This is a genomic window from Neobacillus dielmonensis (assembly GCF_000612665.1).
GTDB lineage: Bacteria > Bacillota > Bacilli > Bacillales > Cytobacillaceae > Neobacillus > Neobacillus dielmonensis.
This window is the reverse complement of the sequence record NZ_HG942076.1, coordinates 131272-158239: the sequence shown is the minus strand read 5'-3', so window position 1 is coordinate 158239 and position 26968 is coordinate 131272. Positions and strand designations below refer to the sequence as shown.

The 26968-nt window shown below is 41.9% G+C and carries 17 protein-coding genes; 9 read left to right on the top strand and 8 right to left on the bottom strand.

The genetic code is table 11. The features are described from left to right. Positions 1 to 71 precede the first annotated feature (71 nt). Positions 72 to 1541, top strand: a complete 1470-nt coding sequence (locus tag BN2425_RS22865) for an AAA family ATPase (RefSeq protein WP_216628810.1) — start codon at positions 72 to 74, stop codon at positions 1539 to 1541. 327 nt (positions 1542 to 1868) lie between these two features. On the opposite strand, the gene BN2425_RS17320 is transcribed toward BN2425_RS22865, so the two are convergent. Both BN2425_RS17320 and BN2425_RS17315 read right to left on the bottom strand, forming a co-directional pair. Further along, on the bottom strand, positions 1869 to 2672 hold the full coding sequence (locus BN2425_RS17320) for a spore germination protein (protein WP_235714676.1): 804 nt from the start codon (positions 2670 to 2672) through the stop codon (positions 1869 to 1871). 32 nt (positions 2673 to 2704) lie between these two features. Continuing rightward, the gene (locus BN2425_RS17315) at positions 2705 to 2896 is read right to left on the bottom strand and encodes a hypothetical protein (RefSeq protein ID WP_052352930.1); all 192 of its coding nucleotides are present in this window, start codon (positions 2894 to 2896) and stop codon (positions 2705 to 2707) included. A 358-nt stretch (positions 2897 to 3254) separates the two neighbouring features. Here BN2425_RS17315 and BN2425_RS17310 point away from each other — a divergent pair, with 358 nt between their 5' ends. Both BN2425_RS17310 and BN2425_RS17305 read left to right on the top strand, forming a co-directional pair. Beyond that, the gene (locus BN2425_RS17310) at positions 3255 to 3716 is read left to right on the top strand and encodes a MarR family winged helix-turn-helix transcriptional regulator (RefSeq protein ID WP_042462047.1); all 462 of its coding nucleotides are present in this window, start codon (positions 3255 to 3257) and stop codon (positions 3714 to 3716) included. Positions 3717 to 3719: 3 nt separating this feature from the next. Continuing rightward, entirely contained in the window at positions 3720 to 6833 is a 3114-nt protein-coding gene (locus BN2425_RS17305) for an MMPL family transporter (RefSeq protein WP_042462045.1), read from the top strand. A gap of 251 nt (positions 6834 to 7084) precedes the next feature. On the opposite strand, the gene BN2425_RS17300 is transcribed toward BN2425_RS17305, so the two are convergent. After that, positions 7085 to 7582 carry a hypothetical protein gene (locus BN2425_RS17300; protein ID WP_052352929.1) on the bottom strand — a complete coding sequence of 166 codons (498 nt, stop codon included), beginning with the start codon at positions 7580 to 7582 and terminating at the stop codon, positions 7085 to 7087. A gap of 229 nt (positions 7583 to 7811) precedes the next feature. On the opposite strand from BN2425_RS17300, the gene BN2425_RS17295 reads away from it, so the two are divergent. Together BN2425_RS17295 and BN2425_RS17290 are read left to right on the top strand one after the other, a co-directional pair. Continuing rightward, positions 7812 to 8573, top strand: a complete 762-nt coding sequence (locus BN2425_RS17295) for a glycerophosphodiester phosphodiesterase (RefSeq protein WP_042462043.1) — start codon at positions 7812 to 7814, stop codon at positions 8571 to 8573. A 215-nt stretch (positions 8574 to 8788) separates the two neighbouring features. Beyond that, a complete protein-coding gene (locus BN2425_RS17290; protein WP_042462041.1) occupies positions 8789 to 9724 on the top strand; it encodes a glycerophosphodiester phosphodiesterase in 936 nt (311 codons plus the stop codon). Positions 9725 to 9838: 114 nt separating this feature from the next. Here the strand turns inward: BN2425_RS17290 and BN2425_RS17285 are convergent, their stop codons facing one another. After that, positions 9839 to 10711: a YitT family protein gene (locus tag BN2425_RS17285; RefSeq protein WP_042462039.1), complete on the bottom strand. Its 873-nt coding sequence runs from the start codon at positions 10709 to 10711 to the stop codon at positions 9839 to 9841. Positions 10712 to 11010: 299 nt separating this feature from the next. Here BN2425_RS17285 and BN2425_RS22335 point away from each other — a divergent pair, with 299 nt between their 5' ends. Further along, the gene (locus tag BN2425_RS22335; RefSeq protein WP_042462037.1) at positions 11011 to 14844 is read left to right on the top strand and encodes a carbohydrate binding domain-containing protein; all 3834 of its coding nucleotides are present in this window, start codon (positions 11011 to 11013) and stop codon (positions 14842 to 14844) included. A 421-nt stretch (positions 14845 to 15265) separates the two neighbouring features. Here the strand turns inward: BN2425_RS22335 and BN2425_RS17265 are convergent, their stop codons facing one another. The 4 genes from BN2425_RS17265 to BN2425_RS17250 all read right to left on the bottom strand — a co-directional run bounded on the left by BN2425_RS17265 (position 15266) and on the right by BN2425_RS17250 (position 22972). Beyond that, positions 15266 to 18313, bottom strand: coding sequence for an FIMAH domain-containing protein (locus tag BN2425_RS17265; protein WP_042462035.1), 3048 nt, complete (start codon positions 18311 to 18313; stop codon positions 15266 to 15268). A 17-nt stretch (positions 18314 to 18330) separates the two neighbouring features. Continuing rightward, entirely contained in the window at positions 18331 to 20307 is a 1977-nt protein-coding gene (locus BN2425_RS17260; RefSeq protein ID WP_081798108.1) for a hypothetical protein, read from the bottom strand. Positions 20308 to 20628: 321 nt separating this feature from the next. Further along, a complete protein-coding gene (locus BN2425_RS17255) occupies positions 20629 to 22224 on the bottom strand; it encodes an FAD-dependent oxidoreductase (protein WP_081798107.1) in 1596 nt (531 codons plus the stop codon). 115 nt (positions 22225 to 22339) lie between these two features. Then, on the bottom strand, positions 22340 to 22972 hold the full coding sequence (locus BN2425_RS17250; RefSeq protein ID WP_042462033.1) for a YesL family protein: 633 nt from the start codon (positions 22970 to 22972) through the stop codon (positions 22340 to 22342). Positions 22973 to 23124: 152 nt separating this feature from the next. On the opposite strand from BN2425_RS17250, the gene BN2425_RS17245 reads away from it, so the two are divergent. The 3 genes from BN2425_RS17245 to BN2425_RS17235 all read left to right on the top strand — a co-directional run bounded on the left by BN2425_RS17245 (position 23125) and on the right by BN2425_RS17235 (position 26930). Further along, a complete protein-coding gene (locus tag BN2425_RS17245) occupies positions 23125 to 24204 on the top strand; it encodes a GNAT family N-acetyltransferase (RefSeq protein ID WP_042462031.1) in 1080 nt (359 codons plus the stop codon). 273 nt (positions 24205 to 24477) lie between these two features. After that, entirely contained in the window at positions 24478 to 25746 is a 1269-nt protein-coding gene (locus BN2425_RS17240) for a sugar ABC transporter substrate-binding protein (protein ID WP_042462029.1), read from the top strand. A gap of 257 nt (positions 25747 to 26003) precedes the next feature. Next, positions 26004 to 26930: a carbohydrate ABC transporter permease gene (locus BN2425_RS17235; RefSeq protein WP_042462273.1), complete on the top strand. Its 927-nt coding sequence runs from the start codon at positions 26004 to 26006 to the stop codon at positions 26928 to 26930. Positions 26931 to 26968 lie beyond the last annotated feature (38 nt).

The following is a 26968-nucleotide window of genomic DNA, read 5'->3' as shown; positions in this document are numbered from 1 at the left end:
TAGAATGAAATCAAAATGATAAGTGTACACCCGACCGAAATGGGATTAAAGCGAAAAGGGGATATAAATTGGTGGAAGAGCGTTTAAAAATGATTTATGATTCCTTTGCTGAACTAGATAAAGAGATGCAGGCGGCCCTTTCCTCCAAGGATGAGGAGCTGATAAAAAGTCAATTGTTCCGTTCATACCGCCTGACATCAAAGCTTATGGACAACATCGGAAAGAAGATAGATAGAAGGGAATACTCTGTTCTGGCTGATTACTTCCGTTGTTTGAATTTTATCAAAAAGACAATGGGCTCATGGTACGAGACTCGTGCCTATATGTACGAGCAGGAAAACCGGGATGAATGGGCGGAACGGGAATGGTTTGCCGGTATTGCCGAATCGACTGATCACTTTGACCGGTCTATCCAATATGCCCATGCGGCGTTAAAGCTGCATAATTTGTATGTCAACAAAGATATCAAAGACAATCTTGTAAGGATAACGGAGAACAATGTTAAAGAAATTATCACCAGTTTAAAAAGAGTAAGGCTGGTCGTCAATGCAGCAGTCAGTGAGCATGGCACGAATGATCAGGCCAACTATATCCTTGCCTGGATCAGTGAGCTTGAGAAAGCGATTAGTGAAAGAGAGGATCTCACCCTTGCACTGAGGAAATTGCCGCAAGAAATCACTTTTGAAAAAGCGATGGCAGAACTTGAAGGCCTTATCGGGCTTCAAGAAGTAAAACGGAAGATCAAAGACATTGCCAATTGGGTCTCCTTTAACACACTAAGGAAGGAACAAGGGTTTAAGACCGAAAAAATCAGCCTTCACATGGTATTCTCCGGAAATCCGGGAACGGGGAAAACAACGGTAGCAAGATTAGTTGCCAATATCCTGAAAGCGGTGGGAGTTCTTTCGAAGGGACATCTGGTTGAAGTAGGCCGTTCCGATTTAGTAGCCGAGTATGTGGGGCAGACGGCAATCAAAACCATGAATAAAATCAAAGAAGCGAAAGGCGGCGTTTTGTTTATTGATGAGGCGTACTCCCTTGTGAGAGGCAGTGCGTCGAGTGATTTCGGAATAGAAGCGATTGATACTTTGGTCAAGTCCATGGAGGATGAACGAAATAATATGGTGGTCATATTGGCCGGTTACCCTAGAGAGATGAAAAGTTTTATTGATTCCAATCCAGGTCTCCAGTCAAGGTTTAAAAATCATATTGATTTTCCAGATTACAATCTGGATGAGCTAATGGAAATTACCCATTTGCTTCTCCATCAACGGGATTATAAAATGACCGAGAATGCCATAGCCTTGTTTCGGCAGATGGTAGGCAGGACAATTGTGAGACATCCAAATACACATGGAAATGGACGGCTTGTCCGTAACCTGATAGAGGATGCCATCATGGCTAAGGCCAGTTTTGTAATGGACCAAAAGGCACACGAACTGCCAGTCGGGAGCTTAGACCTCATTGATGATACCATCATGCGTTTGTGTTTGGCAGGAACCAATCAAGCTTCCGTAGCAACAGGCAAGAATTTAAGGTAAATATTGAGTTTTTGAAACTCAATCAATTGGAGCGGGAGGCCCAAAGACTCCTGCTGGAGACCCCGCAGGCTCCAAAGTGCTGAGGAAGCTCCCGGCACGCCAGCGAAATGCAAAGTGCCTGGTGCGTAAATCAATCAAAAACCAAATTTAACACAGCTTACTAAATAAGAAAAGCCCTTGGTATAATGGGGGCGGCTATAGAGGTCAATTGGACGTATTGCTTGTAACAAAGGCACAACTAATCATATTAATAGTTGTGCCTTATGTTTTGTAGTTTAAAATCCATACCCCCAAAAATGGTCATTGATTGCCAATCATTCAAAGTCGTCACTCCATGATTCTCCCTCCTGTCGGAACCATTTCCTGATGAAACGTGGTAATGGCAACATACAGAGAAGGCAGAAATAAAGACACTGCTAAAAAAAGAAACCGGGGCAATCGGATGAAGGTCCCAATCCAAAACCGTTCATAAAAGTCCTCTTGGGATTGAAATAAACTAAAAAAACTTACTGGTGCCACCAAGGCAAAAGGAGTTCCTTCTATTAACAAAACGGCTCGGCCCTCAAGCAAATTGGCGCACACCACATCGGGACGCTCCGTATACAAAACCTGCGGAAACGGGGAATAGGGGTTATCCTCAATGAATTGTTCGATATACCCGCTTTCTAACACCCCATCAATCTGAATGCGATTCAGCCGATTTTCCATTTCCTCGATTAAAGTCCGATCGACTATTCCCTCTATATAAGAAATGACAACCTTGGTTTTTGTATATTTACCGATCGGGACCGTCTTCATTTTCAGAGCAGGGTCTTTAATGATCCGGCGCAATAAAGATGTGTTGACACCAAGAGATTCCGTGAAACCTTCCCTCGGTCCCCGAATGTTGGTTTCAGCCTGCGGCTCTTCAACCGAACGCTTTTCAAATTTCACTAAACCTAGTGAGAAGCCCTCAGCAAACCCATCAAACAGCAAAATAGGGTTTCCAGTGCTAATGGCATCGACACAAGCAGAAATCGTAGAAACGTTTTTTACATTTGAAACAGGTAATTTATTTTTTACAGAAAGAAGGAAGTCGGTTTCCTCCCATTCGTTTGGAGCTAACAACGTTTCTAGCACTTGTTCGTCCAGCTTTTGCGTATCACTTAATCCCTCGATATAGATTATGACAGCATCTTTTTTCCCACAACAAAAGACCGGAAAATCACATCGGAACTTCCCTGGTACAGAGAGGAGAGGAATTGTCTGTTTTTCTCAAGTGTTTTCGATAAAGGGATGTCCTGTGATAAAGCCAGTTCTAATTCTTTTTGTACTTTTGCCTTTTTCTTTAACGGACGCTTCCTAATTCGAAACACCTCCATTTCCTCCCATAGTCCCAAGATACATTTAAATTTCCATATATTTGAAGAATATACATGAAACATGGGTGAAACAAGGGGACGGTTCGCCTGCTTCGTTTTTTTATCATTCCCTGATAGATGTTAGACTCAAAATACTGACTTACTGAGGGGAAGCACAAATCCCGTGAAATTTGAGTGCAGGCACCATCCGGTAGTGGGTAGGAAACACTTGATGATAGCAGCTTTGCGAACATGAGTGAATGATATTAAGGCATCAACCGATACCTGATTTCTTGACAAACAACCGCCCATTGTAATAATCTTAGGCAGATAAAATAGTTCAACAGATTAACTGTTACTGAGGTGAACAAGTTTGGATAGTGCGTTGATTAAGGAGATTGTCGACAAGTATCTTAATCTTACTTTTTCGATTGAGAGGAATGGCGGTCAGTTGATTAAATGTCAAATGGGAAACGATATGACCAACGACCAGCACTACATACTTCGCTATATCAATCAGAAGGAGGGATGTACGTCTTCGGAGCTTGCCGACGTGTTTAATGTCAATAAGAGCGCGATTACAGCCATCATTGACCGGCTGGAGAAAAAGGGATTCATCCAGCGTACTCGCGATGAACAGGATCGGCGTGTCGTGTACCTGACCTTAACCGATGTGGGAAGGGAATTATTTTACGAGACGGAGCTGCGGATCCATCAGCTCGTCAGCTCCTTTATCGAGCAATTCGAACCTGACGAGATTGAGAGATTTATACAAACGTATGAAAAGTTAAACCAAATCATTTTAGCTGCCAAAGATGAGATGTTGGGGGAGTAAGCTATGAGAGCCATAATAAAAGGAAAATGGATTGTGGTGGCCGCCTGGATTGTGGTGGCCGTTGGGTTGTTTCTTATTGCACCAAATATGGGCGGCCTTGTGAAGGAAAAAGGGGAAATTGCCGTTCCTAAGGGCTATTCCTCCGCCTTGGCCGGCCAAATTATGGAGGAAGTCCAAGAGCAAAAGCATGTGGGGGATACCTCCACCGTGGCGCTTGTTTTTCATAGTGACAAAAAGCTGACGAAGGCGGAAACTGCAGAAGCGGAGAAGGCCGTCCGGGAGCTGGAAGAGAATAAGAAAAAGCTGGGCATTACGGAGATTTTGACCCACTTTAATGAGGAAAGTCTAAAGGACCAACTCGTATCTGATGATGGAAAAACCATCATGGTTTCGATTAAACATACTTGGAATAAAGACATCACCGATAAAGAACTTCGCGAGGAGCTTTATAAAACCATTGATGATGTCAAAGTCGACCACTATTATACAGGCAGCTGGCTGATCAACGAGGCCTTGATGACCAGCTCGCAGGAAGGCTTGAAAAAAACAGAAGGAATTACGGTCGTCTTCATTTTAGCAGTATTACTGCTGGTTTTCCGCTCAGTCGTCGCACCGTTTGTTCCGTTGATCACGGTTGGATTCAGTTATCTGACCTCCCAATCGATTGTTGCCTTCCTAGTGGATAAGCTGGACTTCCCGATTTCGAGTTACACGCAGATTTTCCTGGTCGCGGTGTTGTTCGGCATCGGAACGGACTATTGTATTTTGCTGTTAAGCCGTTTTAAAGAGGAATTGGGGCAGCAGGAGTCCATTACCGATGCGATTGTTGTCACCTATAAAAATGCCGGACGCACGGTGTTCTTTAGCGGAGTGGCCGTCATGATCGGCTTTGCGGCCATCGGGTTTTCCCAATTTCAATTGTATCAATCGGCTGCCGCTGTTGCGGTCGGTGTAGCGATCCTACTCATCGCTTTATTCACGATTGTGCCATTTTTCATGGCTGTGCTTGGATTAAAAATCTATTGGCCGTCGAAAAAAGTGGCGGAGCATGAGGAAAACAAACTGTGGGGGGCCGCAGGGAAATTCTCTCTTGCCAGACCGTTGTTGGCGTTGGTGATTGTCGCCGTTGTTTGTGTGCCATTCCTTGTGACGTACGACGGAACGCTTTCGTTTAACTCCTTGGAAGAGGTTAGTGATGACATTCCGGCAATCAAAGGCTTTAATGCCATTGCCGATAGTTTCAGCCCTGGTGAGGCGATGTCCACTCAGGTTGTCATCAAAAATGATGAAAAAATGGACTCACTGGAATACCTGAACGTGGTTGAAAACATTTCAGCAAACTTAGAAAAGGTCGATTTGGTCGACAAAGTGCGTTCAGCGACCCGGCCGGTTGGTGAGCCGATAGAGGACTTGTATGTGTCCAAACAAGCCAAAACGCTTAGTGAAGGCCTCGGCGAAGGAAAAGACGGCATTGACCAAATCAGCGATGGTTTGCATCAAGCCGAGAGTCAACTAGTTAATTCGGCTCCGCAGCTGAAAACGGCGACCGATGGGATCGGTTCGTTGGTATCGGGGACGAAGGATCTTCAAACCGGCCTGGTTGAAATTCAAACCAACTTGGCGAAAATTGAGGACGGTATTCGCCAAGGTTCAGCCGGTTCCACTCAAATAAAAGACGGCTTGGCGGGTGCGAAGGCGAAGGCGGAAGAGCTGTTAGCCTACCATCAGAATCTTTTAAAAGGATACCAAGAAGCTAGTGCAAATTTAACGAAACTAAATGGTGGATACCAGCAAGTGGGTCAAGGACTTGCCAGCATTTCTGCCAGTCTCTCAAAAATTACAAACGAAGATTTTGCAACGCTTGAATCGGAATACGCAGACATTAACAAATCCCCCGAATATGGAAAAATTAAAGGGACGGTTCAAGCTGCTCAGGGAACGTTAATGCAACTTTCTGGTACTGTTACAGAGCTGAATAAGGGGCTTGCGCCGGTTACGGAGGGAATCGCTAAGGCGACTGATAGTTACAGTCAACTAGTTGAGGGTCAAAGCCAATTTGGGCCAGGTCTGCAGCAAGTCATCGCCGGGATTTCCCAGCAGCAGGCTGGGCTCGACCAGTTGGCCAACGGTCAAGGCCAAATTGTTGATAAGTTTCCGGAAGTGACAGGCGGTGTTTCCAAACTGAACCAAGGCCAGCAGCAATTACTGGATGGCTTTGGGGGTCTAGGTGACCAAATGACACAATTGACAGACGGTCTTGGCCAAAGTGTCGACGGTCTTAATCAAATTTCCGATGGTTTGGCATCCGCTCAGGATTATATCAATGGATTGTCAGTGACCTCGGCATTCTATTTACCGGAAGAGATGTTGAAGAGTAAGGACTTCGAACAAGTGCTCGACACCTACTTCTCACCGGACCGCAAAGTCATGACGATGGATGTGGTCTTCAAGGCAAGTCCGTACTCCAATAAGGCGATTGATCAGGTCGATGCGATACAATCTGCTGTCAAACAGGCAGCCAAAGGGACCAAACTGGAAAATGCTGTTGTCGCTGTGGGCGGGATCACCAGCACCAATAACGACTTGAAAACGATGTCCAATCAGGACTATTCAAGGACGGTTGTTTACATGTTGATCGGAATTGCAATTATCTTGGTTTTCCTATTCCGTTCGATTATTATGCCGGCCTACTTGATTGGCTCATTAATTCTCACCTACTATACGGCAATGTCCATTAATGAAGTCATCTTTATGAACATTTTTGACTATACGGGCATCAGCTGGGCCGTTCCCTTCTTTGCCTTTGTCATTCTGATGGCCCTGGGTGTCGATTATAGTATTTTCTTGATGGATCGCTTTAACGAGTACAAAGAATTGTCGGTAGGAGAAGCGATGCATGTCGCCATGAAAAAAATGGGTACTGTCATTATCTCAGCAGCCATCATCCTAGGCGGAACCTTTGCGGCAATGATGCCTGCTGGAATGCTGTCCCTGCTGCAAATCGCTTCTATCGTCCTAACAGGGCTCATTCTATACGCCTTTATCATCCTGCCGCTCTTTGTCCCAGTCATGGTCAAAACCTTCGGCAACGCCAACTGGTGGCCATTCAAGCGATAGGAAGCCATGGGGACGGTTCTCCGTGGCTCATTTGGGGGGCGAGAGTCCCATGCTCATTCCGATAGCCGCATGAACAAATCTAAAAGCTACTTAGCATCGGATAAGTCTTAATATGGAACATGTTGAATGAGGATAATCTGCGGATTATCCTCGTTTTTTTTTTCGAAATGATCAAGCAGGAGTGTTCTACTAGCTTTTGCAACACGAGAACCGTCCCCCTGTTCCACACCAGGATGGCGGCGAAATCTTCCTCACAAAAAGCGTTTGTAGAATGGCTTTTTATAAAAAAGCTTTTTCCTAGTAAGTGCGGGTTCTGATATAGTTTGGAACGCATAAAGGATCATAGCTCTTATGAAATTAATGCCTAAGTATTTTGTTTTAGATAAATTTTCTAATGAAAAAATTTCGAAGTTTTTTACCGGTTTGATACCAGCGAAGATAAACAACATATGAAGAATACTATTTGTCATGATGTATAACGGAAACCGTCCAAAGGTGAATTTTAACATCCAAAGGCTTGTTATTAAATAAGGGCCAAAGTTCATGAAGTTCATGCTATTGATCGGTCCAATCCCTTTATAAAACTTCCACCAATTTTTCTTTTCGCCGTAATAATCTAAAGCCTTCGTGAAGGTGCACATAAAGATGGCAGTGGGAAGAAATCGTTTGAATGCTTTTTTACCTAGCAAGGGAAGCGAAAACCAAGGCACAACCAGTAAAGCAAGTAAAATCCATTTTTGACTTTTCAATGTGATCACCCAAAGGAATTTGCATTTTCGGAATTCGGCTTATTTTTCAACGAAACTCCCTTCTTTATGCAAAAACCACCAAACCATTCCTATGTAAAAATGAAGCATTCGTTTAGAAGCAACCAAAATGACTGATTTTAACAAATGATAGGAGAGGATTGGAGGAAAACATCACGAATTATTATTCAATAGACGTTACGTTTTTCTCATAGAAAGGGTGAATTTTTCAATGACTAAAATTTATGGCCATCGCGGTGCCAAAGGCCGTTATCCTGAAAATACTTTGCTAAGTTTCCAAAAAGCCATCGACCAAGGTGTCGATGGTCTTGAATTAGATGTCCACCTGACAAAAGACGGTGAAGTTGTCGTAATTCATGATGAAACACTTGACCGTACCACAAATGGAACCGGCTGGATAAGAGATTTAACATTAGAAGAGATTAAACAGGTTAGTGCGGGAAGTTCTTTTACCCATTTCCCTGACTATCAGGGAGCTTGGGATTTGGAAAAGGTACCGACCCTGCAAGAAGTTCTAGAATTATTAGCCCCCTATCCAACAGAACTCAATATTGAGTTAAAAACGTATGCAGTGGCTTATGAGGGGATCGAAGCGAAGGTTCAATCCGTCGTTGAAAAATACGGGAACGGGAGAAAGGTGGTTTATTCGTCTTTCCATTTGCCGTCTTTGTTACGAATGAAGCAGGTCAACCGGGAAGCAAACATTGCATGGTTATTAAATGAGGGAATTTCTCTTCCGGCTGATTATATGGAGATGCTGGGTCTTGAGGCATTGCATCTTAGCAAGAATATTGTATTGCCCAAAGAGCTCAATACGAAGAATTTAGCAGGGTTATTTGAAAATATACGAGTTTGGACGGTTAATGATCCAGATCAAATTGGCCAACTGTTAGAATTACAGGTCAACGCGATTATTACCGATTTTCCTGAAACAGCGATTGCCCTTAGAAATATGTGGGAAGCAATGGCTTAAATTCCTAGAAGGATGACACACATTTTTAGTAGATACTATTTGAATCAGCTGTTGTAACTCGCCATACTGCAAAAATCTGAAGAGTTTTTCATGAGGACAATTTCACCATAAGTGGGGTGGGTTTTGTCCTCAAGAGTTTTTCCTAAAGACATTTCCTTCACTTGCTGGATTTGTTTTGTTTAATAACATGAACAACATTGGAGATGTTTATCATCATGAAGCCCCGTTTTATAGCTGGTCTTGCTTGCCTTTTCCTATCGCTAACTATTACAGTTCCTTGGGCAGTGACCGTACTAGCTTCAAAACAAATCTTTACTACTATTCAAAAACCATTTCCCAAACACCCAATTGCTTCTCAGGTCTCCATCATTGCTCATCGCGGGGCTTCTGCTTATGCTCCGGAACATACATTAGCGGCTTATAAACGGGCTATGGAAATGAAAGCAGATTATCTAGAAATCGATTTGCAAATGACAAGGGATGGGCAGCTGATCGCTATGCATGATGAAACTTTGGCTAGAACCACCAATGCAAAGCAGCTGTATCCAAATCGTGCTCCATGGTCTGTCAAAGATTTTACACTAGAAGAGATTCGTCGACTAGATGCTGGTTCGTGGTTTTCTGAGGCCAATCCCAAACTGGCACAAAAAGAAAATATCAGTCAACGTGTACCCACATTAGATGAAGTAATTCAATTAGTTAAACAGCAGGGGAATGGGGAAGTAAGCTTATATATCGAAACAAAAGCCCCGAATATCTATCCGGGAATGGAAGAGAAACTGATTGCTATTTTGAAAAAAAATCAGGTCCTTGATGATCCTAATCTTATTATTGAATCATTCAGTGAGGCCAGCCTTTGCAAGATGAAATCGCTGGCTCCAAATATAAAGCTCATTCAACTCTACAACGCCAGTATGCTGAAAGGTAAAGAGATAGACCAGGAATTCAAGCGAGTCGCTTCTTATGCTTATGGAGTAGGTCCTAGCCAAGAACTCGTAGTACCTGAATTTGTGGAAGCCGCTCACCAGAACAAGCTTGTCGTTCATCCTTGGACTGTTGATTCACAGGACGATATGGCTGACCTTCGATCGCTTGGTGTTGACGGGGTGTTCACAAACACGCCGGACCAGTTAGTCGAGCTGCTTAAATAAGAATGACCTGGGCTATTTGACGGGCTTAGCGACCGGAATGGAAATTTAAACAAAATAAAACTCCCTCCAATCGGAAGGGAGTATTTTGTTGAATATAGAGTGGAGAGTAATGTATTAGTGGATATTATTCTTTCTGAAATTACCGCCCTTAACCTCGGCTACGTCAAATACGGTGACAAACGATTTGGGGTCAATTTCACTAATGATTTCCTTTAGTTTGGTTTCTTCTAAACGGTTAATCACACAAGTGATTTCCTGAAACTTTTCATGAGAAAAACCACCATATGCTTCTTTATAAGTCGCGCTCCGACCTAAGCGGTCTCGTATGGTGTCGACCATTAATTTAGGTTCTGATGTAATAATTTGAAACGATTTCGATCCGCTTAAACCTTCTTCCACAATGTGAATGACTTTAGAAGCAATAAAGTAAGCAATTGCAGAAAGGATGGCCCCCTGCAGACCAAATACGGTGGAAACGACAATAAATACAAATGCATTTAAGAAAAGAATAAAGTCACTTGTCCCAAACGGCAATTTTCGGGCAAGCAACACGGCAAGCATATCAATTCCATCTAAAGCACCACCATTACGCAAGGCCAAACCCATTCCAAAACCGAGGATAATCCCACCCACAACTGTAATGAGCAATGTGTCGCCCTCAATAATAGCAGGCGTATGATGAAATAGAATCGTACCTACAGCTAGTGAAACAATCCCGATAACTGAAAAAAGGGCAAAGGTTTTCCCAATTTGTTTATATCCTAACCAAATAAATGGAATGTTTATAATAGCAATTAAAGCTCCCAAGGGTAGTCCAAATAGCTGAGACCCAACAATGCTTAGGCCTGTAACTCCACCATCTGATACATTATTCGGGATTAATACGGTCTCTAATCCATACGCCGCTATGAAACCACCGATAATAACCATTAACCCTCTCAAAATCATGATTAACTTATGACGCTGTTGCTTTTTCAATGTACTCATAGAAAACCTCTCTTCCAATGTGCTGTTATATTAAGTGTACCACAAAAGTTGGTTTGAATCAGAGCAGCGGCTCTCCTATTTCATTTTTGGGGAGTCTAGTTACCAAAACCAATCCTATTTAAAGTCCGATTATCGTCAGGTAAAACTATAGGTTAACTAAGATTTTTTCAGTAGAATCAAATATGAAAGGAGTGGTTGGAAGAAAGAAGTCAGGATTACAGATGGATTTAATATAGCGGAGAAAGAGAGAAAAGTGTCTTAAATAGACGGAATATTTTAAAAATGGGGAGGCCTGTTGGTTGGTTAATAAATTTTTCAAAAAGGTTATGATGTTCACATTCAGTTTTACCTTACTGTTCGCCTTAATGGCTCCATATACGGGTTCTTATTCACAGGCTATTGCGGTTGGAACTGCTGCTGTAGAGGTCCCGAATGGCGGCTTTGAAAAAATGGAGATTCCTGGCTGGAGTCTTGTGACAAGTAATACATTAAGTAGCATTTCCGTTAGTGAAGAAAGAGCCCGCTCCGGTTCGAAAAGCCTGCATTTTGATAATCCAAGTAATGAAGAACAACTGCAAATGAAAAGTGAAATGCTGCCTGTTACCGAAGGTGAATCCTATACGGCTGCGGCATTTGTGAACGTTGTAACTCAATCGCACAGTTTAGGTTACGAGGTCCATTATTTTAATAATCAGAATGAAAAAGTGGGCGCAGCGACGTTTATTAATTTTACTGCTGCGACTTTAGGCAAAGATCAATGGACAGAAATTCGTGTCCCTTTTGTCGTTCCAGCTGGAGCTACTCAGGTTCAACTTCGCTTTAACTCTGGAAAAGTGGCCATCACAGAGGCCTATATCGATGATGTAGTCATCACATCAGCTTCTGAAGACAACGTACCTGCTGTTGTGAATGCAGGCTTTGAAGAAAAAGCCGCGATTCCTGGTTGGAGTTTAGTCACCCAAAATTCCTTAAGCGGGATTTCCATTAGTGATGAACGCGCTCATACTGGTTTTGGAAGTCTTCATTTTAATAATCCAAGCAATCAAGAGCAATTGCAAGTGACTAGCGAAATGCTTCCTGTTACCTCAGGCGAACCTTATACAGCAAAAGCCTGGGTGAATGTGGTGAGTCAATCCCATAGTATTGGCTACGAGGTTCATTTTTATAATGATCAAAATGTAAAGGTCGGTAGTCCAACCTTTATTAACTTCAAATCTGCTGATTTAGGAACGAATCAATGGACCGAAATCAGTGTGCCATTTACTGTTCCAGCGGGAGCCACAAAGGTTCAACTACGATTCAATTCTGGAACCATCGCTACGACCGAGGCCTATTTTGATGATGTATCCATTGTCGGGAATGGCAGTGAGGAGCCGCCTGTAGATACACCAAACACCGAGGTCGTCAATGCCAGCTTCGAAGCGCCGCTGCAGGATGGAACCATTTCAGGCTGGGCATCCGAATTTCCGGGACCAGGCATTACCATCAGTACCGACAGGGCCCGCACGGGTGTGCAAAGTTTACACCTGCAAGATACTTCCGACCAAGTAGGAGTGGGGGTATTAAGTGATAAAATTGCTATCGAGCCTGGTGCATCCTACCTGTTGACCGTGTTTGCCAATGTGGTGAGTCAATCCCATAATGTTGTCACAGAAATCCGCTATTTTGATAAAAACGATAATCGAATAATCGAGAGCAGGCAACTGAATGGAAATTTGCCTAAAAATGAATGGAAAGATTTAAAAGTATTTAGTGAGGCTCCAGAAAATGCCGCTTATGCAAGACTTTCCTTTTATTCTGGTGGCATTAGTTTTACAGATGTCTATTTCGATGACGTTACTTTTGAAAAAGTAACGGACGATGCCCAATTAGACCGGGACTATCAAGCTTCTACTAATCTAGGAGAAATGGTGAGTGTTCAATTAGGACAAGCTGGTGCGATTCAGGAAAATAGCCTTGGTGAAAATGAAGTATACTATCATTCCAACGGGCATCCTGGTACGTTTTCTGTCTTAAATGCTGAAACAGGCGAGCTTAAGTTTTCGCAAGTGATTCCCAATACCGAAGCCGTTTGGGCGATTACCATTGGGGCTGATAAAAATGTGTACTTCGCGAGTACTTCAGATGGAAAATTGTATCGGTATGTCCCGGCTTTAAAGGAAGTGCAAGAGCTAGGGGCCAATCCTTCCGGGGAATGGGTATGGGATTTGGAAGCGACCGATGATGGAAAAATATATGGTGCCACCTATCCAGGTGCAGGCGTGTTTGAATATGACATCAACACCCGTACATTTAAAGACTTCGGCAGTGTCGTTGACCAAGATTACGCTCGCGGCTTGGCAGTCGATGGTGATTTTATCTATGTTGGAATTGGCACCACTAAACATCTTTATAAAATCAATCGGCATACGGGAGAAAAACAAGAGATTATGATTGAAGGCCAGACTGGCGAAAACGGAATCATCCAAGATATTTGGGTGGTCAATGGCAAGCTGCTGGTTGCTGTATCAACCGTCAATATGTTAGTCATCGATCCAGCCACCAATACCGTGGAAAACTCATTCGTATTTAGCAATATGATTTCAGAACCCCAACCAGATCAACCGAATATTTTCTATTATAAAAATGAATCCCAGTTGTACAAATATGATATGAATACGAATCAATCAACATTAATCGAAGATATTCCACTTCTTCCTGATACATTACGGGTAAAAGATATGTCTTGGATTACTTTATCAACTGGTAAAACCGTATTGGCCATGGTGACCCAATATGGGGAATATATGCTTTATCATCCAGATACCAATGAGCTGACTTTCGTCGCGCTCAATCTTGCCGCAACCTCTGTAGCGATTCAATCCCTAAAGACCGGTCCTGACGGAAAGTTATATATGGGTGGATATCAGCGCGGTATGAGTGTGTATAATCCATTTACTAATCAAATTGAAGTCAATATTCCATCTTTTGCCCAGCCGGAAGGAATCGGATTTTTGAATAATAAAGCGTACTTCGGTACCTATGTCGGGGCGATTATGTACAGCTTTGACCCAACACAACCAGTAGATCTAAACAGCAATCCAAAACTTGAATATGATATTACGGATGAACAGGATCGTCCGTTTGCCATTACATCAGGTGATAACAAGCTGTTTGTCGGCACCGCCCCAGATTATGGTGTATTGGGAGGGGCACTTGCCATCTATGATGAGGAAAAAGGAACATGGTCACAGCAAAGAAATGTCGTTCAGGATCAAAGTATTATTAGCTTAGCCTACCATGATGGCAAATTATTTGGCGGTACATCGATTTGGGGCGGTTTAGGAATTGATCCTGCAGCGGAAGAAGCCAAAATGTTTGTATGGGATGTTGAAAAGGGTGAAAAAATTGCGGAGTTCACTCCAGAAATCCCTGGTATTGATGTAACCCCGAAAATGATTGGCGATTTATCGATAGGACCTGATGGATATTTATGGGGCGCGGTAGAAGGGACCATTTTTAAAATGGATCCTGAAACCTATGAAGTGGTCGCTAGTAAAGTGATTAGACCAAGTTTATATAACAGCAGCAAATGGTTTTCGTACCGGTTAAACTGGGGACCTGATGGTATGTTATATACCACCTTGGGTCGCAGTCGGATTGCCATTGACCCCGAAACGTTGAATTACAAAGTCCTTGAAGAGGAATTCATCAACAACATGACGGTTGGAATCGATGGCAGCATTTATTATGCCTTAGGCAGTGAGCTTCATAAAATCGCTGTACCTGAAACGGATGCCACATTAAAATCGATTACGATTAATGGGGAAGCGCTGGAAGGTTTTCAGCCAGGGGTACGAAACTATACGGTAAGCGCTAAACCGACCGATAACATTTCAGTTGAAGCCAATCAATCGGGCGCGACTTTCGATATTGTCCAGTCAACAGATCAAACAGAAATTAAAGTATTGGGCACAGATGGAAAATCAACGTTAACCTATACCATTGTATGGTCCGATCAGTCAGGAAAGCCAGACAAACCTGGTAAACCAGACAAACCTGGAAAGCCGGACAAACCTGGTAAACCAGACAAACCTGGAAAGCCAGATAAACCAGGCAAACCGGACAAACCAGGCAAGCCAGTGAAAGGGTGAAGCGGGCTGAAGCAGGGGGGACGTTCTCCTGCTTCATATTCAGCCTTTTTCTAAAGAAATGTTGCTTTTTACTATATTAATAGACTATTGGGAAGAGAGTTTTATTAACGACTGTACGCTTGAAAAAATCACGAGAACGGTCGTTAATAGCCTTTATTAGCGACCGTTCGCTCAAAAAAGTCACCAGAACCGTCGTTAATAGCCCTTATTAGCGACCGTACACTCAGAAAAATCACGAGAATCGTAGTTAATGGCAATCTATTAACGACCTTTCGCTCAGAAAAAGCGCCAGAACAGTCGCTTATACATCTTACGGCAATTAAAAGATACGCTTTATCTTTCGGGCCAGATTATTCTTTTATAAACGTTAGAAGAAAAAAACAAGAGGGTGTCCCAGCTTTTGGGACACCCTCTACCTCGTTTAATTCGTAAATGCTTTTTCAACATAGTCGACATTGTTGTCTAATGTCGTTTTCACGGTTTCATCAATACTGCTATTATCTAGATGTTTACGGAAATCATCGAGATGCTTCCATGCTTGTTGTGTATTTCGGATTTGATATTGATGTTCCGCTTGTTTTAACGCATTTGTCAATTGCTGTGCCAAAGAATGAGGCAGGCTGCCAGCTGTTTCAAGCGCCAAAATTTGCTTTGCTAATGTATCCGTTGTTACTACAATGGTAACAGTGATTGTATTGGTTGTAATTTGTTGTCCGTTATAAGAAACCTTTGCAGCAATCTCTGTTGTTCCTGCATTTTTACCAATGATTTTTCCATCTTCGACGCTCGCAGCAGCAGGATTGGAATTCACCCATTCTATTTTGGCACCAGCTAAATCGACTTCAGCTCCATTCACTAGGTGAACAGACAAATCGATGCTCTGCTCATCGCCTTGCAGCTGTGAAAGACTGTCTACCTTTAAGGTACCATCCTTTAATAGAACCGGTAACTGATACAAATTAGCGTCCGCCGTGTAGTAAATATTGCCTTCCTTATCTAGGTCCATTAATTGAACATTACCCGTCACTAATTGTTTACTTTTCATCGTTTTCGGATCGATCACGGTTAATTGCCGTCCTGCTGTCGTGTACAGGTATCCTTGTTGATCCCAGCGAATGAAAAATGGCCGCCATTGACTGCCTCTGTTGACGCCTTTATAAAGTTCCGTGCTCTTGAGAATTTCCCGAGTGTCCGGATTCATCGCAAAGATGACCGTATTATAGGCACCTTTTTCATCCAATCCCCATGCGACTCCCCATAGGTTTCCATCAGGACCAACGGATAGTTCGCCAATCATTTCAGGTTTCACTAAGCCTTTTACATGGAGATCAAATACTTCATGCGTGCCGGTTTTCACATCATATTCAAACATTTTTGCTATAGGCTCCGTAGGGTCAATCCCTAGACCGCCAGCTGTTGTGGAACCGCCAAATACGGTACCGTCCAAATAGGCTAAACCGATAATACTTTGGTCTTTGATAATATTGCGGATGGTATTCCATTTATCCGTTTTGGCATCATAAATGGTTAACGCACCGCCCAGTTTGCCATAGTCAGAAATGGTACCAACAAAGAGTTTGTTGTCACCCGATGTAAACGTGAACGGTCTGCTTTGATCGTCGCCGATATCCTGCACCATCTCTGGATTATTCCCACTTCCACCATCTGTATAGTTAAAAGGAAGGTCTGGATCATATTTAAAAATTCGGGCGCCGCCATACGTGCCTAAATACACGTCGCCATTTAAAAAGCCAATTCCCTCGATTTGGTGAGGATCCCGTTCATGCAGAATGTATTGATCGATAGACGTGTCATAAACGCCAAAGGAACCTTGATAACCACCCATATAGATTTTTTGGTCATCGCCAATTTCTAAACTTTGCATCAACAAGCCTTGCATATCCACTTCAGGGTAACTTACTTTTACCGTATTAGTGGCAGGGTCAAAGAGGGAATACTCAATCTGGTGATGTAAGATGGCCAATACATCTTTCCCGCTTTCATCTTTTATCCAACGCATTGCCTTTGCAGGTGAGGCCGGCAATTGAACAGTGGGTTCCACCTTTGCTTGTTTATGTGTAGTCATATCATAGGTCCATAATTGTTGGTTATTTTTATTAATATAATAGATGATATTTTCATCATATGGTGATGGAGAGGAAATCAGCCCATCAAAAGTATTTTCATCCTGATAATCCATGGTGTTTTTCTCTTCGCCTGTGGTTTTGTCGATTGTCACCAGCGAAGTGCCATAGGCGACAAAAATATTATTTCCATATTCCCAGATATTTGAGATTTGGGTGGATTGGCCTGTGATCGGTAGTTTAATTTCTGTTCTTTCACGTGTAGCCAGGTCCATTTTCATCAAATAAGCCGTGGTACCCGTTCCCACAAAAAGGGATTTGTCGGTAATGCCGAGTCCACGTGCATATTGCTGCCCTTCATAAAAAGTGCCTAAATCGGTAAATTGAGCAGATTCGATATCATATTCAAACACTTTCGCATTTGGGTAAGTGGCTCCGTAGATTTTCCCATCACGGGAAGCCTCCAGCTGCCAGACCCAATTATCAGATGGATTTTTGCCAAGCTGCTCTAGCCGTTTTTCCTTCACTACATATCGGTATAAAATTCCGTTATAGGTGCCGGCAAAATAGACATTCCCATCGGCACCGATGACCATGGCCCAAACGACATCACTGCCTGGCAGGTCTTGGGAGAAAATCTTTTTGCCTGTTTTCGCATCGGTTGCATAAAAAGTGGCTGGTGACCCGTTCGTTGCATAGTAGAGTTCATCATCGCCAATCGCTACTCCTTGTGATTTAGCAGCTAATGCGGCAGGACCGTGGTTAATCGGTTCCCCATATTTGATGGGGAAATCTAAGATATTCGAGTCTTTTTCAAAAAGCATGATGTCATCATAGTATCCTTTCATTTTGGAGGTAGATGGTTGATAAACAAAGACTTTTACACCCGTTGCACCGGCAGGAGCAGTTGCCTGAATTTCAACGGTTTGCCATGTATTGAAGGCCGGAACATCGAAATATTTGGGGGTATCGGAAATATTTTTTCCTTGGTCGTTATACCAGCGCAGCCATATGCCCGGTTTACCTGTTAGTTCTTTAACATAAAGCTGTGCTGATAGTTTATATTCATTACCAGGAGTTACTTTCAATTCTTGGCTGAATAATCCGACAACCCCTGTATTGTCAACGGCTAAACTTTGATTGCCGCTATGGACGACTTCATTCGAGATTTTCATTCCTGTTTTAAGCCCGCCCGTCCAATAAACCCATGAAGGCAAATCGGTAGCTGACGCTGGTTTTGCTTCAAAATCGCCGTTTTCTACCTTTAGCTCTTTCCAACTATCAGCCGCTGCAACAGAGGTTGGCTGCTGGAGAAAGGGAAGGGTGGATAAAGTTAGAATGGCTGCTAGTAAACAGATTGAAAATCTTTTTATTTTATCTTTCAATCTTTTTTCCTCCTAATCTATCTTTTGTATTGATAAAGTTTATCTCCTCTTGAAAAATAGATATTTCCAGCTGGGTCCATGGCAAATAGGGTGGCATCCTTTACTAAGACTTTAGTATCAAGCGTATCTGGATTGATTCTAAAAATTTCTCCGTGGGTTTGACCATATAGATAGCCGTCTTTGTCAAATTGTAGGGAGCCTTCACGCCATAGATGTCCAATCGAATCCCAATTCATGGAATATAGCTCTTTAGTAGCCACCACCTTGTTTTTGGCAGTATCGTATTTAAATAATATCCCTGAAGTAAGGCCCCATAGGTTGCCATCATCGTCAAAGGTTAAAGCAGAAATGGCTTTTTCACCAGGAACCGGAATGGTTTCAAACTGTTTTTCACCGGTTTTCATATTATAGATAAATAGTTTGGCCTCTTCCTCAGTCGGTGTAATCCCTAATCCACCCCAAACCGAAGTGCCGCAATAGACTAGCCCATCCTTATAGGCTAATGAGATCACACTTTGATTTTGAACAATATTGCGGTGAACGGTATAGTCATTTGTCGCTGGATTAAATATCGCTAATGCGCCGCCAAGCTGCCCATAATCCGGAACTGTACCGATGGCCAAAAGATCACCGGCAGATTCTAAGGCAAAGGGACGATCTTGCCCATCAGATTTTAAGCTGAAATGCTGAACAGGATTTACACCCAGCTCATAGCTTTGAGTCGGATCATAGGAATGGAGGAACCCGCCCGGATAGACCCCCATGTATAACCGATTCTGATGAGTCGTCATGCCTTCAATTTGTCCAAGACCTTTGTATTCAGTGACTTGGTTAGTGAGATAGTTAAATTCAGCTAACCCCCCAGAGAGATAGCCGCCAATAAAAATGTTTCCATTTGGACCTTGGGCAAGGGATTGAATACTTACGGGCTGACCGCTCAATTGGCCCTGGATGATTTGGTGATGACCAGTTATTGGATTGTAATGGCGAATTTTTCCATCCCATGCAATCGATACTAAGGTTTTACCTGGGTATTGACTATTTTCAAATTTCACCCAGCCGAAATCTCGTGCTGAGAAAAGGTTATTAAAACCAGTAGGGGTGAGTTTCAAAGAGTTTAAATTATAAGAGTAAAGCTCTTCGTTTTTAATAAAATAAACCAAATTTCCTGGACCTGGTGTTGAAACATCCAGTCCGTTGGCTCCAGTAATCTCATCGACGATCTTCATCGTTTTCAAATCAAAAACTAGAATCGTATTGCTAGAGCCAGTCACCCTCGCGAACATCTTATTTTGGATGACGTCGATATCATATACATTGGTTTCTTTTGCATATTTTTCGGGAAGGGGAATCTCCACTTTTTCACCTGTGTTTATATCTACCTGAACAAGGTTTGCTCCATTGGTTCCAAGCCCGACATAAAGCTTATCTTTATGGACGGCGAGACTTCTGGCATATTGCTGACCTTCCACGATTTGTCCATAATCGCGAAATTCATTGGTTTCCGGATTATATTGGAATACCTTTCCGCTTGGGAAAGTCCCTCCATAAATGCGTCCATCCTCATCTGACTTTACCCGCCAAATAAACGATTCTCCTGGAATCGGATTCCCCAGGTTTTCTACATGATCGGAACCTGGAACATATCGAAACAAAGAGGCTTTGGAGTTTGTACCGACATAGACATTGCCCATCGGATCAACGGTTACCCCCCATGCGCCACTGGCGCCATCTAGTGGAAAGCTGTCAACCCGCTTGCCCGTTTTGGCATCGAGAACATTGAAAACAGCAGGGGAACCGTTGGCGACAGCGTAAATCCAATCTTCTCCATTCGGACCTTTTCCATAATCTGCTGCCGGAACCGAGACTGAATTAAGAACCGTCCCAATCTCACGAATAGGATTTTCTTCAGCAGAAGTGCGATTACTAAAGCTTGAAAATAACGAGCAGATTAAAACGGTCATTAAGAAGTACGTAAATGTTTTACCTTTCATAGCTAACCATCCTTTCACGTTTTGACCGGTGAGGGGGGCGGTGTAATGGACGTGTTGTTTCACTCACAGATTCACTGAAAACGATTACAAATTATATGAGCATAACACCTCGATTCTTCAACTCGCCTACTATTTTCTGTAAGCTAGAGTAGGGAATATCGATAATTAGAACCACTGTTAACTTTCTAATTTCAATTAAAAGGATAAATAAGGAAACTAGTCTTTAAAATGACGATATTGATTTTAGTACTTTAGTAGGATAGAGAATTAATGATACAAAAATAGGACTACAGTACCGAAATGGTAGTGTAGTCCTTCTGTTTATTTTTTTCCAAATGTCGATTTCATCCGTAAAACAGGATTATCCTCGATAGAATCGTCCCATTGAAGGACTTGTCCATAATCAAGCAGCTCTGTTTTCAATTGTTGGTAATCAATATCTTGAACCGTGGTTTTATTTTGATAAGCTAAAGCAGCGGCAGCACCAGCCGATTGTCCTAAAATCATGAAAACCGGCTCCATTCGTATTGAACCATAAGCAATATGGGAACTAGATAAACAAACGGGTACAAGTAAATTGGTACATTCCTCAGCTCTTGGTCGAATGCAACGATAAGAAATTGGATAGGGAGAAATCGGAATTTCGACATCACCCTCATTATAGACACGGCCGTCAATGATCACTCGTCTACAATGATGGGAATCCATTTGATAGGAAGCGAGCCCGATGGAATCATCAATTGATACCTCACCCAAACAGTTACGATCGGTCATAACATAGTCCGTTATCATTCTTCTGGCTTCCCGGATATATAGCTGATGCGGCCAATGTCCAGTTTCTGTGAATTCATCCTTCGCCAATCCCCACTCACTTACTTCGTCGCGAATCGGTTTGGGCACTTGCTCATCATTAGCTAAAAAGTAAAGCAGACCAAGGTTGTAAGTGAAATGGTCTTGGAAAATCTTTTCCCGAGTTTCATAGTTTCCCTCAGGCCATTGATAATTCTTTCCAATGTGATCAGTAGAAAAACCGCCATAATTATTTAAGTCCGTTTTTCCATTTGGCAAGGCAGTATGAAGGTTCATCGCATCCCAAACACCAGCCTGGATATAGCGCAACAAGAGAGTATACCGTTTTGGGTCATAAGCAGGCGGTTTCGGAAAGGGAAACCGATTTTCGGGATTTTTGGTTAAGCAAATCCGAAAATTATAGGCTTGAATTCGCTGGTCGCCTTGTCCCTGATCGCCAAGCGTTTCCTGAGTCGTTTCGGTAATGCCTGGTAACACACCACTGGAAGGGACTCCTTCAGAGACATAAGGGTCCACCCGTTTTTCAAATTGGTGGTGGGGATGTCCAAATTGAATGCCGTTATAGGTCTCTTTGTAGGTATCATTGGATTCTCTGCCCACAAAATACGATACACCTGCTTTTGCCATTAAGTCGCCTTCATAGCTTGCATCAATAAAAAAAGCTCCTCTGTAGGTAGTTCCATCTTCCATTATGATTTCTTTAATTCGGCCATGTTCTGTTGTTACTTCTTCTAAATGCTGATTAAAAAATACCTCTATTTCATATTCTTTCAGCCATTTTTCAAAAACATATTGAGCTGCCTTTGGTTCGAATGTCCATTGTTCATCCGTATCGTAGTATTTTCCTAACTCCTTAAAGAACTCTCTTGATAACCCGCCAATCGCTTCTTTTGCGCCAATATCTGAGGCACCTAAACCGCTCGCTGTAATGCCCCCAATGTGTTTGCCAAACTCAGCAATGATGACAGTCAAGCCCATGCGTTTTGCCTGAATTGCTGCCGTCAGTCCAGCGGGAGTGGCCCCATATACGATCAATTCTTTTTCGATAACACGTGAATTTCCTGCTTTAGGAGTGGGGACATAATAGTGTAACTGACTGAAATCCATTTGTTTACCTCCATCGTTTTACTATCAAGTTTAAAATAATCATTATAATAAGCAAGACACTTAACGGACTTTAAATAGGTGGAATGTAAAAAAGAGTGCTCCTGTACGGGCACTCTTAAAGGATTGATTTATAATCCAGCGTCTTTTTCCGGGTATGAATTCTGGCAAGGGCCCGGTTGCTGCACCAGGTAATCGCAACGGCCAACACACTTCCAGTAAATAAAGGGATAATCCCTGGGATGAATCTGACAATAATCATGAGCAGCATACAGGACGTAAAAATAAGAAGCGTTTCTAGTAGGGCACTGGCGCCGATTAAAAAGGATTGTTTTATATATTGAAAGAATTTCAGATTAAATTGGGTGTAGATCGGAAAAAAGTACAATAAAGTCACGATGTACGAAATCGTGATAAAACCGAGAACAGGATACAGCCATGTTAATTTTTCAGCATTTTTTAGTAAAAACAAGAAGTCAAACACTAACATATAGCCGATTACAATAAAAAACAGTCCATATTTATTGAGCGGGAGAAACTCTTTTTTATAGGTGTTCCAAAAAGTATGGAAGATTTTCTCGACTGGTTCTTTTCGCAGCCACTTTTGGACAATCGTAAACATGGCACCGGTGGAAGGGAAGAGACCCAATAGCCCGAAACCGACGAGAGTAAAAAGAATCCAGAGAATATTCAAATAGGCCGCCTTTAACATCCATATTGCGAAAGTATTAAACCTTTCCCATCCAGACAAAGAATCCACCTCGTGTAAAAATAGTGTAATGGAACTATTTAAAGACATTTAATAGACGTGTCACATCATAAATAATAAAAAGTAGGAGAGCTAGTTTAGTTGTAGTATAACACAATTCAGAATAGTAACTAAATAAAATTGAGGTGAAAGGAATGGTCGAATACCGACTCGTACAAGAAGGGGAATTTCAACAGGCAATTGAGTTAGCCGATAAGGTCTTTCGTAAAGAAGGTCATGTGTCGATGGGACTTGCTTTTCCACATGTATTTTCCTCCGCTTTACATCAATCATATGGTGCCTTTATCGATGGAAAATTAGTGTCTTTTATTGGATTGGTTCCATCCGTGCTTCATATTGAAGGTGCAGAAGTGCAGGCCTATTCGATTGGTGCAGTCTGTACAGAGCCTGATTATCGTAAACGAGGAATGGCGAACACACTTTTACAGATGATTTTTGAGCATGTCAATCAGTCTGGTGCCTCCGTGCTGTTTATTTCTGGAGATTTACCCCTCTACCGGAAACAAGGATGTCACTATTATGGAAAAATGAATTCATATAAACTTCATTCTGATGACCTTCAAAAGGATTCTAAGTATTCCATTCGCGAGCTGCAGCCTTATGACTGGTTTCAGTTAAGGAAGCTTAGTCAAAATCGCCCGATCCGGTATGAACAAAGTATTTATGAACTGGCCCTCCTTAATGAGGCAGCGGGATTTGCCAGTATCTTTAAGATGAATCATAAAGTACTTGTAGCGGAAGAAAATCAAGAAATAAAAGCCTTTTTAGTGTTTGGAATGCCGTATCAGCAACAAGATGTTATCGACTCTCGAGTAATTGAATGGGGAGGAGACTCAAGCGCCATCCGGACTTTACTTGGAGAAGCCTTTCAATATGGTTTACATTCTTTAATCGTTCCTATTCCTGCCTTTGACAGGGCCCTTAACCAACAGCTCAACTCACTGGAGAAAGAGGCTGTACCTTATCCTGGAACCATGAAGATTATGAACAGGGACTTATTATTAAAACAGCTTGATTCCTATTTTGCTGGTAAATTAGAAATTTTGCCTGAAGATGAACATCATAAAAGGCTTATTTTTGAAAAAAAATCTGTTGTCATAAGTAATGAGGAATTAGAGGAGTTGATTTTAACCGGGAACGCCAAGTTAGATCCCTATTTAAATGAACTCTTCCCCATTCCGTTTCCATTTCCACAAGGATTAAACTACGTTTAATCCACCGCAATTAGGTTAGGGACTATATTAATTCATGGTTTATATTAAAGACACTTTATAGACTTGTCACAATATTTAAAAAAACATAAAATGTATCTAATAGGAATTTATGGGTGGGAATTTTTACACCCCTTGTTAACGCTTACAATAACAACATGTTCTTTCGCAAAACGGGATAAATGATTTTAGGAGGGAGGCAATACGAAGTAAGAGTTTAAAAGATTTAAAGCCTTTAAGATTTTAATCCAATAAATATAAACGGGGGATTATTACATGAAAAAGAAAAGCCAATGGTTACTGATCCTTATGGTCGCATTCAGCTTGATTCTTGCAGCTTGTAGTGATAAGTCAAGTTCAAAACCAAGTGATAAAAAAGGCAAGGACAAAGTGGATGGTGAAATAACGGTTTGGGTACATCCTTATACAAGTGATGCGAAAAAAGAAGAAGCCATGTGGAAAGACATTGTGGCCAACTATAATAAGAAGTTTCCTGATGTAAAGGTCAATATTGAAACGATTCCATGGGCTAACCGCGATCAAAAAGTGTTAACTGCCTTAGCAGCTAACAATGGCCCAGATGTTTTTTATGCAATTCCTGACCAAATGCCGCAATATGCAGATGTAGGAATGCTTCTTGATTTAGACCCGTACTTAAAGGATGAGGATCGCAAAGGATTTGTTGAATCCTCATTAGTAGCAACAAAATGGAAAGGTAAGACTTACGGATTGCCAATTTTACAAGAAGCCTACACATTCTTCTATAATCTAGATGTTGTGAAAGCGATTGGCGAAGATCCTGCTAATCTTCCAAAGACTTGGGAAGAATTTGATGCTTGGGCAGCAAAAGCAAAAGCTAAAGATTTCTATGCATTAGCTTATTCTGGCGGCGGGTCCATGAACGGTACGATTTATCCATGGATCTGGCAAGCTGGCGGCGGTGTGGTGTCAGAAGATAATAAGGTTCAAATTAATAGCGCAGATAGCGTGAAAGCATTTGAAATGGTTAACAAGATGTATCAAAACAAATACATTCCAGAAGATTCTATTACGGCAACCAACCAAAACGAATTATGGTTTGGTGGAAAAATCATGGCGGTTCTAGGTTCTGGTATTGACGTTACGATGTTGAAAAAAGAAGGTAAATTTGACTTTGCAATTGGAGCACCATTAAAGAACAAAAAGCAATTAACCTACGGTACGACAGGAATGTTTGTAGTGCCTTCCAATACGGACAATCCGGATGCAGCGGCAGAATTTGTAAAAACCATTACCAATGCGGAAAATCAACGTATTTTCAATAATGTGACCCAATATATTCCGACACAAGAAGAAGCGAAAGACATTTTTGATTCAAATGCAGAGATGAAACAGCTGTCCACCTATACACAATATGCATTACCAGGTGTTATTCACCCTAAAGGCCGTGCGATTATGCCATTCATTCAAGCAGAAGTACAATCGATGATGTCTGGACAAAAAACTCCAAAAGAAGCAGCAGACGCAGCAGCTAAAAAAATCGAAGCCGAATTAGCTAAGCCGTAAACGAATAGTTTCTTTAACTAGAGAGTTTTATTCCCACGTGGATAAAACTCTCTGTTTCTTACAAAAAGGCTCTGTTAAATGAATCTGTGAGGGGGCCTGTCCCCCGCTTTATTAACGCATTAACGTGGCGGGGGCCTGTCCCCCATTCAATTAACGCGGTGCTGTAATGGGGGCCTGACCCCATTTCATTAAAGCAGGGCCAACAAAAAAGGAAATAAGGTGATCGCTTGGAAAAGGTCTTGGTAAATCAAAACGAGATGACTTTAGACAATGAAGTAAAAGTAAAGCGCCCTCTAAAGCAAAGAATCAAAGACGAATGGAGAAAGAATGCGCTCGTCTACATTATCCTTGTACCCGTTTTAGCTCATTTCCTTGTCTTTCAAGTCATCCCATTTGTTTATAGTTTTATATTAACCTTTCTCAATTATCGAATTATTGGCGTTTCAGAATTCGTTGGTTTACGGAACTGGACACAGTTATTTAAAGACGACATTGCCTGGAAATCGATTTGGAATACCATATTGTTTTCCATCTATTATATTGTTCCTACTATGGCACTTGGATTAATCTTGGCGCTTATCATCAAATCTGGCATTCACTTTACCAAATTGATCAAAGGCGTATTTTTCCTGCCAGTTGTCACATCGTTTGTCGTAGTAGCAGGGATATGGGAATGGTTGTTTTCGGGAACCGAATCAGGTTTTATCAACTATTTGTTAAGCTTCTTGGGCATTAATACCCAATTGTTTCTATCCGATTCTAAACAAGCTCTGATCGTGTTAGCTGGATTGAGCATTTTCAAAGTATCCGGAAGTACGATGATTTATTATTTTGCTGGATTGCAGTCGATACCAAAGGAAATGTACGAAGCGGCAAAAATTGATGGTGCCTCATCTTTTAAATCCTTTTGGATGATTACCTTCCCATTATTAAAACCAATTCATTTCTATGTATTAATTATTACAACCATTGGGTCTTTCCAGATTTTCGACTCAGCGTATTTATTAACAAGTGGCGGACCGAACTTCTCAACCAGTACCATTGTGTATTACCTGTATAGCATTGGATTCACGAATCTGAATTTTAGTTATGCAGCCGTCTTGTCCTATGTATTATTTGCTATTATCTTAGTCATTTCGCTTATTCAGAGAAAATATTTTGGAAATGACCAAAGTATGTACTGATGAGACAGCGCGATATAAGGGAGATGAAATAACTTGTT

Coding starts and splice junctions, on each gene's coding strand:
- BN2425_RS17305 (WP_042462045.1), top strand. CDS start 3,720: ATGAGAGCCATAATAAAAGGAAAATGGATTGTGGTGGCCGCCTGGATT.
- BN2425_RS17295 (WP_042462043.1), top strand. CDS start 7,812: ATGACTAAAATTTATGGCCATCGCGGTGCCAAAGGCCGTTATCCTGAA.
- BN2425_RS17290 (WP_042462041.1), top strand. CDS start 8,789: ATGAAGCCCCGTTTTATAGCTGGTCTTGCTTGCCTTTTCCTATCGCTA.
- BN2425_RS17285 (WP_042462039.1), bottom strand. CDS start 10,711: ATGAGTACATTGAAAAAGCAACAGCGTCATAAGTTAATCATGATTTTG.
- BN2425_RS17260 (WP_081798108.1), bottom strand. CDS start 20,307: ATGAAAGGTAAAACATTTACGTACTTCTTAATGACCGTTTTAATCTGC.
- BN2425_RS17255 (WP_081798107.1), bottom strand. CDS start 22,224: ATGGATTTCAGTCAGTTACACTATTATGTCCCCACTCCTAAAGCAGGA.
- BN2425_RS17245 (WP_042462031.1), top strand. CDS start 23,125: ATGGTCGAATACCGACTCGTACAAGAAGGGGAATTTCAACAGGCAATT.
- BN2425_RS17240 (WP_042462029.1), top strand. CDS start 24,478: ATGAAAAAGAAAAGCCAATGGTTACTGATCCTTATGGTCGCATTCAGC.
- BN2425_RS17235 (WP_042462273.1), top strand. CDS start 26,004: ATGACTTTAGACAATGAAGTAAAAGTAAAGCGCCCTCTAAAGCAAAGA.